The sequence below is a fragment of the Streptomyces tricolor genome, assembly GCF_002155905.1.
In the GTDB taxonomy this organism is placed as follows: Bacteria; Actinomycetota; Actinomycetes; order Streptomycetales; family Streptomycetaceae; genus Streptomyces; species Streptomyces tricolor.
Window position 1 is genome coordinate 189 of record NZ_MUMF01000400.1, and the last position, 12,526, is coordinate 12,714.

Annotated in this window: 12 protein-coding genes and 1 pseudogene; 10 read left to right on the top strand and 3 right to left on the bottom strand. The window is 71.1% G+C overall.

Translation table 11 applies throughout. The annotated features are described in order from the left end of the window. Positions 1 to 118, bottom strand: a pseudogene (locus CCN44_RS46525) (M50 family metallopeptidase); the annotation flags it as partial. A 50-nt stretch (positions 119 to 168) separates the two neighbouring features. On the opposite strand from CCN44_RS46525, the gene CCN44_RS26790 reads away from it, so the two are divergent. From CCN44_RS26790 to CCN44_RS26835, 10 genes are all read left to right on the top strand, one after another. Further along, positions 169 to 984, top strand: a complete 816-nt coding sequence (locus tag CCN44_RS26790; protein WP_086700256.1) for an SOS response-associated peptidase — start codon at positions 169 to 171, stop codon at positions 982 to 984. 27 nt (positions 985 to 1,011) lie between these two features. After that, positions 1,012 to 1,638 (top strand): alpha/beta hydrolase family protein, encoded by a 627-nt coding sequence (locus CCN44_RS26795; protein WP_059252523.1) that lies wholly within the window; start codon positions 1,012 to 1,014, stop codon positions 1,636 to 1,638. 309 nt (positions 1,639 to 1,947) lie between these two features. Continuing rightward, on the top strand, positions 1,948 to 2,643 hold the full coding sequence (gene sigR / locus CCN44_RS26800) for an RNA polymerase sigma factor SigR (protein WP_059252524.1): 696 nt from the start codon (positions 1,948 to 1,950) through the stop codon (positions 2,641 to 2,643). Next, positions 2,640 to 2,951, top strand: a complete 312-nt coding sequence (gene rsrA, locus CCN44_RS26805; RefSeq protein ID WP_059252525.1) for a mycothiol system anti-sigma-R factor — start codon at positions 2,640 to 2,642, stop codon at positions 2,949 to 2,951. The genes sigR and rsrA overlap by 4 nt, the downstream gene beginning before the upstream one ends. Before the next feature lie 124 nt (positions 2,952 to 3,075). Beyond that, positions 3,076 to 4,380, top strand: a complete 1,305-nt coding sequence (locus CCN44_RS26810) for an HD-GYP domain-containing protein (RefSeq protein WP_086700259.1) — start codon at positions 3,076 to 3,078, stop codon at positions 4,378 to 4,380. Next, entirely contained in the window at positions 4,377 to 5,672 is a 1,296-nt protein-coding gene (locus CCN44_RS26815) for an HD-GYP domain-containing protein (RefSeq protein ID WP_086700261.1), read from the top strand. Before CCN44_RS26810 ends, CCN44_RS26815 begins: the two co-directional genes overlap by 4 nt. 100 nt (positions 5,673 to 5,772) lie before the next feature. After that, entirely contained in the window at positions 5,773 to 6,750 is a 978-nt protein-coding gene (locus CCN44_RS26820; RefSeq protein WP_059255226.1) for a tetratricopeptide repeat protein, read from the top strand. 65 nt (positions 6,751 to 6,815) lie between these two features. Beyond that, positions 6,816 to 7,466 carry a peptide deformylase gene (def, locus tag CCN44_RS26825; RefSeq protein ID WP_059252528.1) on the top strand — a complete coding sequence of 217 codons (651 nt, stop codon included), beginning with the start codon at positions 6,816 to 6,818 and terminating at the stop codon, positions 7,464 to 7,466. A 292-nt stretch (positions 7,467 to 7,758) separates the two neighbouring features. Next, on the top strand, positions 7,759 to 8,844 hold the full coding sequence (cyc1, locus tag CCN44_RS26830; protein WP_086700267.1) for an epi-isozizaene synthase: 1,086 nt from the start codon (positions 7,759 to 7,761) through the stop codon (positions 8,842 to 8,844). Then, positions 8,841 to 10,229, top strand: a complete 1,389-nt coding sequence (locus tag CCN44_RS26835) for a bifunctional albaflavenone monooxygenase/terpene synthase (protein ID WP_086700264.1) — start codon at positions 8,841 to 8,843, stop codon at positions 10,227 to 10,229. Before cyc1 ends, CCN44_RS26835 begins: the two co-directional genes overlap by 4 nt. A 19-nt stretch (positions 10,230 to 10,248) precedes the next feature. On the opposite strand, the gene CCN44_RS47465 is transcribed toward CCN44_RS26835, so the two are convergent. After that, positions 10,249 to 11,211: a GlxA family transcriptional regulator gene (locus CCN44_RS47465; protein WP_059252531.1), complete on the bottom strand. Its 963-nt coding sequence runs from the start codon at positions 11,209 to 11,211 to the stop codon at positions 10,249 to 10,251. A gap of 248 nt (positions 11,212 to 11,459) precedes the next feature. Continuing rightward, positions 11,460 to 12,473, bottom strand: coding sequence for a ribonucleotide-diphosphate reductase subunit beta (locus tag CCN44_RS26845; protein WP_059249051.1), 1,014 nt, complete (start codon positions 12,471 to 12,473; stop codon positions 11,460 to 11,462). Between the last annotated feature and the right edge of the window lie 53 nt (positions 12,474 to 12,526).

Sequence of the window (12,526 nt, forward strand, 5' to 3'; positions counted from 1 at the left end):
CGACCACGGCGAGCGCCGCGGCCAGGGTGGCCAGCACCACCCACAGATCGGGGTCGGGCTGGGTCCCGGTGAGCCGGTCCCAGAGGTCGGGCAGCGCGGTGGCGGCGAGGCTGTCCATAATCTTCAGGTGGCTCCTGTGGTCGTACCGAGTCTGGCAGTGTGGCACGTATGTGCGGACGGTATGCATCCAGTCGTAGGCCCGAGGATCTCGCGGGGATCTTCGAGATCGAGAAGTGGGAACCCGAGGAGACCCTGGAGCCGGACTACAACGTGGCGCCGACCAAGGAGGTCTACGCCGTCCTGGACCGCCCCCTGAAAGACGCGGACTCCCCGCGTCCGGTTCGCCAGCTGCGCAAGCTGAAGTGGGGCCTGGTCCCGTCCTGGGCCAAGACCCCCGAGGGCGGCGCCCGGATGATCAACGCCCGCGCGGAGACCGTGCACGAGAAGCCCGCCTACCGGCGCGCCTTCGCCGCCCGCCGCTGCATCCTGCCCGCCGACGGCTACTACGAGTGGGTCACCGGCACGCAGGAGCGCGAGCTGGAGGTGGAGGGCAAGAAGAAGCGGCCCCGCAAGCAGCCGTACTTCGTGCTGCCCGCCGACGGCTCGGTGTTCGCCATGGCCGGCCTGTACGAGTTCTGGCGCGACCGCACCCTGCCCGACGACCACCCCCAGGCCTGGTGGGTCACCTGCTCGGTGATCACCACGGAGGCGGAGCGGACACCGCTGGCGGTCGCCCCCGCCGAGGGCCCGCACTCGCTCGCCGAGATCCACCCCCGGATGCCGCTGATGCTCACCCCGGACCGCTGGGACGCCTGGCTCGACCCCGCCCGCACCGACCCCGACGACCTCCGCGGCCTGCTCGCCCCGCCCCCGGCCGGCCTGATGCGCGCCTACCCGGTCGCCACCGCCGTCAGCAACGTCCGCAACAACGGCCCGGAGCTGCTGAAGGAGCTGGAGGCGCCGGAAGAGGGCACACTCTTCTGACACTCTCCCTTCCGACACCCTTCTGACATGAGCGAGATCGTCGAGACGGAGGCCGGGGACGCCCGGATCACCTGGCACGAGGCGAAGCGGGCGCGGCTCGTGCTCGCCGCGAGCCATGGCGCGGGCGGTGGCATCGAGGCACGCGACCTCCAGGCGCTGGCCGCCGCGCTGCCCGCGCACGGCGTCACCGTCGCCCTGGTCGAGCAGCCCTGGCGGGTGGCCGGCAAGAAGGTCGCGCCCGCGCCGAAGACCCTGGACACCGGATGGCGCGGGGTGTGGCCCGCGCTCGCCGGGCCCGGCCTGCCGGTGATCTCCGCCGGCCGCAGCGCGGGCGCCCGGGTGGCCTGCCGCACGGCGGCCGAGCTGGGCGCGCACGCCGTGCTCGCCCTGAGCTTCCCGCTGCACCCGCCGGGCAAGCCGGAGAAGTCCCGCGCCGGGGAGCTGCTGGGCGCCGGTGTGCCCACCCTGGTCGTGCAGGGCGGCAACGACCCGTTCGGCAGGCCGGCGGAGTTCCCGCAGGGCGCCTACGACCTGGTCGAGGTGCCGTACGGCGATCACGGCTTCGCCGTGCCCAAGCGCGCGGAGATCACCCAGGAACGGGCGCTGGAGATCCTCACCGGCGCGGTACGGGAGTGGGTCGCGTCACTCGGGTGACCCGGGAATGTTGTCCGGCGGACCGCTGTTGAGGGCGTCAGAAGTGCTGAAGGCCTCGGCACCGACGTCGTAGGAGAGGAAGTCCGCCGCATGGGTTCGACCATCTGCCCGCCCGTCGCCCACCACCGCCCTTCCGGCGACGCGCTGCGCGCGGCCTCTCCCGATTCCCGCAGCAGCCGCGCCGACCTGGACTGGACGGTGCTGCACGCGGCCAAGACCGCTCCTATTCGAGCGGCGGCAGGCACGGGTCGTGTTCTATCCTCCGAAACGAGTGGGACCGGTTTCGGTCCCGCCCAGGATCTTGAGGAGGTGGGTCCGGTCACTGGGACCGACGCAGGGACCGACAACGGCCAGGCGGAGCTGCCCGAGGGCCAGGGCGCCAGCGCGGACGCGTCCGGTGAGACGACCGCGGAGCGCAGCGCGCGCTTCGAGCGGGACGCGCTCGAATTCCTCGACCAGATGTACTCGGCCGCGCTGCGCATGACGCGCAACCCGGCCGACGCCGAGGACCTGGTGCAGGAGACCTACGCCAAGGCGTACGCGTCCTTCCACCAGTTCCGCGAGGGCACCAACCTCAAGGCGTGGCTGTACCGCATCCTCACCAACACCTTCATCAACTCCTACCGCAAGAAGCAGCGCGAGCCGCAGCGCTCCGCCGCGGAGGAGATCGAGGACTGGCAGCTCGCCCGCGCCGAGTCGCACATGTCGACGGGTCTGCGCTCCGCCGAGTCGCAGGCGCTCGACCACCTGCCCGACTCGGACGTGAAGGAAGCACTGCAGGCGATCCCCGAGGAGTTCCGCATCGCCGTCTACCTCGCGGACGTCGAGGGCTTTGCCTACAAGGAGATCGCGGACATCATGGGGACACCCATCGGTACGGTGATGTCCCGGCTGCACCGGGGCCGCCGCCAGCTGCGCGGCATGCTGGAGGACTACGCCCGTGAGCGCGGGCTGGTCCCGGCCGGCGCCGGAGAGTCGAACGAAGCGAAAGGCTCGGGCTCATGAGCTGCGGAGAGCCGCACGAGACGGACTGCAGTGAGGTCCTCGACCACCTGTACGAGTTCCTCGACAGCGAGATGCCGGACGTCGACCGCGACAAGTTCCAGCACCACTTCGAGGAATGCTCGCCGTGCCTGGAGAAGTACGGCCTGGAACAGGCCGTGAAGAAGCTGGTGAAGCGGTGCTGCGGGCATGACGACGTGCCCGCCGACCTGCGGGCCAAGGTCATGGGGCGGATCGAGCTGATCCGCTCCGGGCAGACCGTGCCGGAGCACGACGTGACCAAGGCCCCGGCGGCACCCCAGGAGTCCTGACCCCGCGGGAGCACGCGACGGGACCTATCACCCGAACGTGCTAATCCTCAGGTCATAGACCGCGCACCCCCCGATCCCCGCCCTACGCTCCGAGCCTGTACAGGCGCGGTCGGGGAGGGTCGTGATGGACGCGGTACCGGCGAGGGCACGCGGCTATGTGGCCGCCGTCGCCGTGCCGGCCGTGCTCTGCCTGCTGCCCGCGCCCGCCGAGGACACCTCCTGGCGGGCCCTGGGCCTGCTCGCCGCGCTCTACGCGGCCTGCGAGCACGCCGTACGCCGCCGGTTCGGCGGCCCCTTCTACCCCGTCCTGCTCGCCGGCGCGTTCCTGCTGCCCCCCTCGGCCGCCGCGCTCGTCGCGGTGCCCGCCGCCCTGCTCTCCCCGGTCGAGCACCGGCCCGCCCTGCTCCGGCGGGTCTGGCGGGCCGCGCAGCCCGCGCTCGCCGTGTGGGCCGCCGCCCGGGTGCACGGGGCGCTCGGCGGCCGGGACGCCGTCGCCGGCTCCGACTTCCCGTACGCCCTGCTGCCCGCCGGCGCGGCCGTGCTCGCCTTCTGCACGGTGCTCACCGCGCTCGACGGCGGGCTGCGCGCGGCGGCCGGACCGGTGCCGCCGCGGCGGGCCTGGCGCGGGCTGCTGGCCCGCTCCCTCGCCCCCGTCGCGGTGCACGGACTCGCCGGCCTGATGATGGCCGTGCTGTGGCGCAGCCCCTACGGCCCGGTCGCCGCCCTCCTCGTCCTGCTGCCGATGTGCGTCTCCTGGTGGGTCTTCGCCCAGTACCACCGCGAACGCGCGGCCCACCAGGCCACCATCCGCGCCCTCGTGCAGGCCGTCGACATCAAGGACGGCTACACCCGCGGCCACAGCGAACGCGTCGGACAGGCCTCCGTGCTGATCGCCCGCGAACTCGGCATGGACGACGAGCGCGTGGAGATGCTGCGCTTCGCCGGCATCCTGCACGACGTCGGCAAACTGGGCGTCCCCACCCGGCTGCTGCGCAAGAACGGCCCGCTCACCCCCGAGGAGCGGCGGATCATCGAGCTGCACCCCGAGTACGGCCACGAGATGGTCCGCGGCATCTCCTTCCTCGGCGAGGCCCGCGCCGCCATCCTCCACCACCACGAACGGCTCGACGGCAGCGGCTACCCGTACGGCCTGGCCGGGGACCGCATCCCCGAGTGCGCCCGGATCGTCGCCGTGGCCGACGCCTTCGACGCCATGACCTCCACCCGCTGCTACAGCCGGGCCCGCCCGGTCGAGGCCGCCGTCGCCGAGCTGGAGCGCTGCGCCGGCGCCCACTTCGACCCGCGCATGGTCGGCGCGCTCGTACGCGCCCTGCGCCGCTACGGCTGGCACCCCACGGTCACCGCCGAGGAACCCGCCCGCGACACCCCGCCCGTGCAGCGGACCGCCCGCACCGGGGTGCCCCGATGACCGTCCTGCGGCTCATCCACAGCGCCGCCGCCCTCGTCTCCGCCGCCTGCCTCACGGTCACCCTGTGGACCGGCCTGCACGACCGGGGCGTCGCGCTCGCCTTCGGCGTGCTCGTCACCGCCGGTGAACTGACCCGGTGGAGCGACGCCGAGGGGCGACGGCAGGCCGCGCCGCTCGGCGCCGCCTGCTCCCTGGCCTACGCCCTGCTGGGCGCCGACGACGGGCGGCCCAGCCAGCACGACGCCGCCCAGGTCGTCACCGTGGTCCTGGTCGCCACCGTGCTCGGTGCCGTCCCGCACATCTGGTCCGGCCACAGCCCCACCGCCGACCACCTGGCCCGCCGCGTCCTCACCGTCGGCTTCGCCGCCGTCTGCTTCCAACCCCTCTACAACCAGGGTGTCTTCGCCCTCTGGAGCGGCCCCGCCTACGCCCTCCTGCTGCTCACCCTGCTCGCCCTCACCTCCCTGTGCGGCGCCGTCCTGGCCGCCGCGCTCGCCCACTGCCGCACCCGCTGGCCGTTCGGCCCGCTGCTGCGCGAGGAGCTGCGCGGACTGCTCGGCATCGGCTCCGCCGTCTGCGCGACCGGCGCGGTGATGGCGCTCGCCGTCGCCGTCGTCGGCCTGTGGGCGCTGCCCGTGTTCTGCCTGCCCATGCTGCTCGTCCAGCTCTCCCTGCGCCGGTACGCGGCCGTCCGCGCCACCTACCGGCAGACCATCGCCTCCCTGGCCCGCGCCACCGAGATCGCCGGCTGCACCCCCGCCGGGCACGCCCACCGGGTCGCCGCGCTCAGCCAGGCCGTCGGCCGGGACCTGGGCCTGACCGGGCCGGAACTGACCGTCCTGGAGTACGCGGCCCTGATGCACGACATCGGCCAGCTCAGCCTGGTCGACCCGGTCCCGGGCGGCGCCACCTCCGGGCTGCCCGCCGCGGAGCAGCGGCGCATCGCCCTGCTCGGCGGGGCCGTCGTCCGGCAGACCGGCGTCGATCCGGCCGTCGCCGTCGTCGTGGAGCGGCAGGCCGACCCCTACCCGGAACAGCCGCTCGCCGCCCGGATCGTCCGGGCCGTGAACGCCTACGAGGAGAAGGCCCGGGACGCCGGCCCCGAAGGCCCCCTGCGCGCACTGGAGGAGCTGCGGCTCGGCAGCGCCGGGAGCTACGCCCCCGAGGTGGTGGAGTCGCTCGCCCGGGTACTGGCCCGGCCCCGGGGCTGGCGCGGAACCGCCCCCGCACCGGGCGGCGGGAGACGAACGGGACTGTCTGACCCCGTGCCCGGCTGGGTAACCCATGGGTAATGAGCGCCTTTCCCGCCGCACGTGGTTGGATGCGAGGGAGAGGGTGTCCGGGGGCACAAGCCAGCCCACTGTGCGGAACTGGAACTGGCAGGCGGGAATCGTGAGGATCTTCGGCAAGGGACGGCACCGGCCCTCCGCCTCCTGGCGGCAGGCCACCGACCGCGCGTTCACACTCATCGGCGACGGCCGGTACGAGGACGCGGGCGAGCTGCTGACACGCGCCGCCGATCTGGAACCCTGGCTGTCGGAGTCCTGGTTCAACCTCGCCCTGCTGCACAAGTTCCGGCACGACTGGGAGCAGGCCCGCGCGGCCGGACTGCGCGCGGTCGCCCTGCTCGACCGGGAGACCGGGGCGCCCGACTGGTGGAACGTCGGCATCGCCGCGACCGCCCTGCAGGACTGGCCGCTGGCCCGCCGCGCCTGGCAGGCGTACGGGCTGAAGGTGCCCGGGGGCGCCTCCGCCGCGGAGCCGGTCGGCATGGAGCTGGGCAGTGCGGCCGTACGGCTCTCCCCGGAGGGCGAGGCCGAGGTGGTCTGGGGCCGCAGGCTGGACCCGGCCCGGCTGGAGGTGCTGTCCATCCCGCTTCCCTCGTCCGGGCGACGCTGGGGCGAGGTCGTGCTGCACGACGGCGTCCCGCACGGGGAACGCACCACGTCCACCGGCCACTCCTACCCGGTCTTCGACGAGATCGAGCTGTGGGCGCCGTCGCCCGTCCCCACCTGGGTGGTCCTGCTGGAGGCGGCCACCGAGGCCGACCGGGACGCGCTGGAGCAGCTGGCCGCCGACGCGGGGTTCGCCGCGGAGGACTGGTCGTCCTCGGTGCGGCTGCTGTGCCGGATGTGCAGCGAGTCCCGGATGCCGTCCGACGAGGGCGAGGGGGTGCACCTCGACCCGCACGACCACAGTGAGCCCGGTCACCCGGGGCCGCTGGGGCATCGCACGGACGGGCAGCTGTGGGTGCCCGAGCGGGAGTGCGGGGTGGCCGCGCCGGCCTCGCTGGTCCGGGGGCTGCTGGACGGGTGGGTCGCGGACAGTCCGGACTCGCGGGACTGGCGCGATCTGGAAGAGGTCTGCTGACCGGGCGCCGTACCCTGTATCAGCAACATCTCTCCCCCGTACTTCGAGGAAGGCGTACGTCGGTCATGGCGCAGCAGGACACCGATCAGCAGCACGCGGGCGTGCTCCCCGTCGACGACGAGGGCTACGTCATCGACACGGAGGACTGCGAGGAGCGCGAGACGGCCTGGCGGGAGCGTGGCACCTCGCGGCCGATCACGGTCGTCGGCAACCCGGTGCTGCACAAGGAGTGCAAGGACGTCACCGAGTTCGGTGAGGAACTGCAGCAGCTGGTCGCCGACATGTTCGCCAGCCAGCGCACCGCCGAGGGCGTGGGCCTGGCCGCCAACCAGATCGGTGTCGACCTGAAGGTCTTCGTCTACGACTGCCAGGACGACGAGGGCGTCCGGCACGTCGGCGTGGTGTGCAACCCGAAGCTGGTCGACCTGCCCGCCGAGCGGCGCCGGCTGGACGACAGCAACGAGGGCTGCCTGTCCGTCCCCACGGCGTACGCGCCGCTCGCGCGTCCCGACTACGCCGAGGTGACCGGCCAGGACGAGCGGGGCAACCCGATCAAGGTGCGGGGCACCGGGTACTTCGCACGCTGTTTGCAGCACGAGACGGACCACCTCTACGGCTACCTGTACATCGACCGGCTGTCGAAGCGGGACCGCAAGGACGCCCTGCGGCAGATGGCCGAGAACGAGCCGCGCTACCCCGTGGTCGCCAACGACTGACCGGCGCTGCGGACTTCGGGGCGCCCCGGCCGGGATCCTTCCTGGCCGGGGCGCCTTCGTGTCACCGCTGTTCGTGCGCGCGGCCGTCGTACAACCGATCCCTTCTGCCCTCCTAGTGATCCTTAACCAGTCACGCAAGGGGGGATTCTCGGCACCTTGGGGTAGTGAGTGGAGCAAATCCGTTCCCACGGCGGTCAGTTGTGGTGCTGAATGGAAGTGCGGGATACGCAACGGCGCACGCCCGGCACAACGGGAGGGGTGTGCGCTCCTGGCGGCTGAGAGGGGTTTGTTCGTGCAAGCTTTCCCACGCAGCACCACAGCGACGCCGACGGCGCTCGTAGTACCACCCTCACTGGCACTCCCGGTGATCGAGTCCGCCTTTCCCCGGCAACTGCATCCGTATTGGCCACGACTCCAGGAGAAGACCCGCTGCTGGCTCCTGGAAAAACGGCTCATGCCGGCGGACAAGGTGCGGGAATATGCCGATGGACTGTGCTACACGGACCTCATGGCGGGCTACTACACCGGCGCCCCCGACGAGGTCCTGCAGGCCATAGCCGACTACAGCGCCTGGTTCTTCGTCTGGGACGACCGCCACGACCGCGACATCGTGCACGGCCGGGCGGGCGACTGGCGGCGGCTGCGGTACCGCCTGCACACGGCTCTCGACGCACCCAGACACCACCTGCACCACCCCGACCCGTTGGTGGCGGGCTTCGCGGACAGCGTGCTGCGGCTGTACGGCTTCCTGCCGGCCACCTGGAACCAGCGGTTCGCCCGGCACTTCCACGCGGTGATCGAGGCCTACGACCGTGAATTCCGCAACCGCACCGAGGGATACATACCCGGCGTCGACGAGTACCTCGCCCTGCGCCGTCTCACCTTCGCCCACTGGATATGGACGGACCTGCTGGAACCCAGTGCCGGATGTGAACTGCCGGACCACGTACGGAAAAACCCGGCCTACCGCCGGGCGGCGCTGCTCAGCCAGGAATTCGCCGCCTGGTACAACGACCTCTGCTCGCTGCCGAAGGAAATCGCGGGCGACGAGGTGCACAATCTCGGAATCAGCCTCATCACCCATGGGGGGCTGACCCTCGAAGAAGCGGTGGACGAAATCAGGCGGCGCGTCGAGGAATGCATCAGCGAATTCCTCGACGCCGAGCAGAAAGCCCTCGGGTTCGCCCGCAGCCTCGACGACGGAACGGTCCGCGGCGCGGAATTGAGCGCCGCCGTCCACTCCTGCGTCGGCAACATGCGCAACTGGTTCAGCTCCGTCTACTGGTTCCACCACGAGTCCGGCCGGTACATGGTCGACAGCTGGGACGACCGGTCCACGCCCCCGTACGTCACGAACGAAGCGGCAGGTGAGAAATGACCGTCGAGTCGGTGAAGCCCCACACCCCCGGGACCCCGGGGGTCCCCGCGGCGTCCGCACTGCGCGAACCACCGCTGGCCGGAGGCGCCGTACCGGTCCTCGGCCACGGCCTGAGACTGGTCCGCGACCCGCTCGCCTTCATGTCCGGGCTGCGCGAGCACGGAGACGTCGTACGCCTGAGGCTCGGCCCCAAGACGGTGTACGCCGTCACCACGCCGGCGCTCACCGGAGCACTGGCCCTCAGCCCCGACTTCAAGATCGACGGCCCGCTGTGGGAGTCCCTCGAAGGCCTGCTCGGCAAGGAGGGCGTGGCCACCGCGAACGGCCCCCGGCACCGCCGGCAGCGGCGCACCATACAGCCCGCGTTCCGGCTCGACGCGATACCGGGCTACGGCCCGGTCATGGAGGAGGAGGCGCACGCGCTGACCGAGCGCTGGCGGCCCGGCGAGACCATCGACTGCACCTCCGAGTCCTTCCGGGTCGCCGTCCGCATCGCCGCCCGCTGCCTGCTGCGCGGCGACTACATGGACGAGCGCGCGGAGCGGCTCAGCGTCGACCTCGCCACCGTCTTCCGTGGTATGTACCGCAGGATGGTGATCCCGCTCGGACCGCTCTACCGGCTGCCGTTCCCGGCCAACCGCGAATTCAACCGGGCATTGGCCGATTTGCATCTGCTGGTGGACGAGATCGTCGCCGAGCGGAGGGCATCTGGTCAAAAGCCGAACGATTTGCTGACGGCATTGCTGGAGGCGAAGGACGACAATGGCGACCCCATCGGGGAACAGGAGATCCACGACCAGGTCGTCGCGATACTCACCCCCGGCAGCGAAACAGTCGCGTCCACGATCATGTGGCTGCTGCAGGTGCTCGCCGAACATCCGGAACACGCGGAGAAGGTACGGACCGAGGTCGAATCGGTGACGGGCGGCCGACCGGTCGGATTCGAGCACGTCCGCTCACTCACGCACACCAACAATGTGGTCGTCGAGGCCATGCGGCTCAGGCCCGCCGTATGGATATTGACGCGGCGCGCGGTGACCGACACGACACTCGGGGACTATCGCATTCCGGCCGGGGCGGACATCGTCTACAGCCCGTACGCCATCCAGCGCGACGGCCGCTCCTACGCCCGCCACCTCGACTTCGACCCCGACCGCTGGCTGCCCGAACGGGCCAAGGAGGTACCGAAGTACGCCATGAGCCCGTTCAGCGTGGGCAACCGCAAGTGCCCCAGTGACCACTTCTCCATGACCCAGCTCAGCCTGATCACCGCGGCGATCTCGGCGAAGTACCGCTTCGAGCAGGTCGGCGGGTCCGACGACACCACCCGTGTGGGCATCACGCTGCGCCCACAGAACCTGCTGCTACGGGCGATGCCCTGGTAGGCCCGGCGCCGGCGCGCGTTCAGGCGGCCTGCGGGCCCCGGAACGCGCGCCGGTAGGCGTGCGGGGTCGTCCCCAGCGCCCGGACGAACTGATGCCGCAGCGCGGCGGCCGTACCGAACCCGGTGCGCCAGGCGATGGCGTCCATGGTCTCGTCCGTGCCCTCCAGCAACTCCTGCGCCAGCAGCACGCGTTGACGCAGAATCCACCGGTAGGGCGTGGTCCCCGTCTCCTGCTGGAAGCGCCGGGCGAAGGTGCGCGGCGCCATGTGGGCGCGGGCGGCGAGCTGCTCGACCGTGACCTCCTGGTCGAGGTGAGCCTCCATCCACGCCAGCACCTCCCCGACCGTGTCGCAGGGTGCCTTCGGCAGAGGCCGCTCGATGAACTGCGCCTGCCCGCCGTCCCGGTGCGGCGGCACCACCATCCGGCGGGCGATCTTGTTGGCCACCTCCGGACCCTGCTCCTTGCGCACCAGGTGCAGACAGGCGTCGATCCCGGCGGCGGTGCCGGCGGAGGTGATCACCGGGTCCTCGTCCACGTACAGCACGTCCGGCTCGACCGTGAGCCGGGGATAGCGCCGGGCGAGCTGCTCGGCGTGGTGCCAGTGCACCGCACACCGCCGCCCGTCCAGCAGCCCCGCCGCGGCCAGCACGAACACCCCGGAGCAGACGCTGAGCACCCGCGTGCCCCGGTCCACGGCCCGCCGCAGCGCCGCCAGCAGCTCCTCGGGATACTCCCGCTGCGCATAGGTCTCACCGGCCGGTACGGCGATCAGATCGGCCTCGTCCAGCCGGTCCAGGCCGTACGGCGTGGACACGGTGAACCCGCAGTGGGTGCCCAGCTCGGGCCCCTCCGCCGACACCACGGCGAAGTCGTACACCGGCAGCCCGTCGTCGCTGCGGTCGATGCCGAACACCTCGCACACGACACCCAGCTCGAAGGGATGCACCCCGTCCAGCAGCACGGCGGCCACGTTCTTCAGCATGCTGCCAGTGTGCCTCGCCAGTGGCAGTAATTCGAGGGTCTACGGCAGTGCTGCCACTCCCGGTAAGGAGTCTCCGGGACGACAGTGGTGTCCATGAACGGAAACCAGATCGAAGGCCTGATCGGAATGCTCACGACCCTCGGGATCCTGATCCTCCTGGTCCTCCCCTCCGTGCTCGGCGTCCTGCGCGACAGGCGCATCGACCGGCAGATCAGGGAGGCCCAGGAGGCCCGCGGAGAGAGGAACGATCAGAAGTCCTCGTCCAGGTCGACGGTGCCTTCCACGGCGACCTGGTACGCCGACGGGCGGCGCTCGAAGAAGTTCGTCAGTTCCTGAACGCCCTGGAGCTCCATGAAGGAGAAGGGGTTCTCGCTCCCGTGGACGGGGGCGAAGCCGAGGCGGGTGAGGCGCTGGTCGGCGACGCATTCGAGGTACTGGCGCATGGAGTCGGTGTTCATGCCGGGCAGTCCGTCGCCGCACAGGTCGCGGGCGAATTGGAGTTCCGCTTCGACGGCTTCGCGGAGCATGTCGGTGACCTGCTGCTGGAGCTGGTCGTCGAAGAGGTCGGGTTCTTCCTTGCGGACGGTGTCGACGACGTCGAAGGCGAAGCTCATGTGCATGGTCTCGTCGCGGAAGACCCAGTTGGTGCCGGTGGCGAGGCCGTGCAGGAGGCCGCGGCTGCGGAACCAGTAGACGTAGGCGAAGGCGCCGTAGAAGAAGAGTCCTTCGATGCAGGCGGCGAAGCAGATGAGGTTGAGCAGGAAGCGGCGGCGGTCCGCCTTGGTCTCCAGGCGGTCGATCTTCTCGACCTCGTTGATCCACTTGAAGCAGAACTCGGCCTTCTCGCGGATGGAGGGGATGTTCTCCACGGCGGCGAAGGCGGCGGCGCGGTCGTCGGGGTCGGGGAGGTAGGTGTCCAGGAGGGTCAGGTAGAACTGGACGTGGACGGCTTCCTCGAACAGCTGCCGGCTGAGGTAGAGGCGGGCTTCGGGGGAGTTGATGTGCTTGTAGAGGGTGAGTACGAGGTTGTTGGCGACGATGGAGTCGCCGGTGGCGAAGAAGGCGACCAGCCGGCCGATGAGGTGCTGTTCTTCGGGGGTGAGTTTGGCGAGGTCGGCGACGTCGGAGTGGAGGTCGACCTCCTCGACGGTCCAGGTGTTCTTGATGGCGTCCCGGTAGCGCTCGTAGAAGTCGGGGTAGCGCATGGGACGGAGAGTCAACTCGAAGCCGGGGTCGAGCAGGTTCTGGGGTCGGGTGGTCATTACTGGCAGGCCTCGCAGGACTCGGGGTTTTCCAGGGAGCAGGCGATCGCGTC

What these genes read in the sequence shown, in the direction of transcription:
- CCN44_RS26795 (WP_059252523.1), top strand. Translation starts at nt 1,012, where the DNA reads ATGAGCGAGATCGTCGAGACGGAGGCCGGGGACGCCCGGATCACCTGG.
- CCN44_RS26835 (WP_086700264.1), top strand. Translation starts at nt 8,841, where the DNA reads ATGACCGTCGAGTCGGTGAAGCCCCACACCCCCGGGACCCCGGGGGTC.
- rsrA (WP_059252525.1), top strand. Translation starts at nt 2,640, where the DNA reads ATGAGCTGCGGAGAGCCGCACGAGACGGACTGCAGTGAGGTCCTCGAC.
- CCN44_RS26815 (WP_086700261.1), top strand. Translation starts at nt 4,377, where the DNA reads ATGACCGTCCTGCGGCTCATCCACAGCGCCGCCGCCCTCGTCTCCGCC.
- CCN44_RS26845 (WP_059249051.1), bottom strand. Translation starts at nt 12,473, where the DNA reads ATGACCACCCGACCCCAGAACCTGCTCGACCCCGGCTTCGAGTTGACT.
- CCN44_RS26790 (WP_086700256.1), top strand. Translation starts at nt 169, where the DNA reads ATGTGCGGACGGTATGCATCCAGTCGTAGGCCCGAGGATCTCGCGGGG.
- CCN44_RS47465 (WP_059252531.1), bottom strand. Translation starts at nt 11,211, where the DNA reads ATGCTGAAGAACGTGGCCGCCGTGCTGCTGGACGGGGTGCATCCCTTC.
- CCN44_RS26810 (WP_086700259.1), top strand. Translation starts at nt 3,076, where the DNA reads ATGGACGCGGTACCGGCGAGGGCACGCGGCTATGTGGCCGCCGTCGCC.
- def (WP_059252528.1), top strand. Translation starts at nt 6,816, where the DNA reads ATGGCGCAGCAGGACACCGATCAGCAGCACGCGGGCGTGCTCCCCGTC.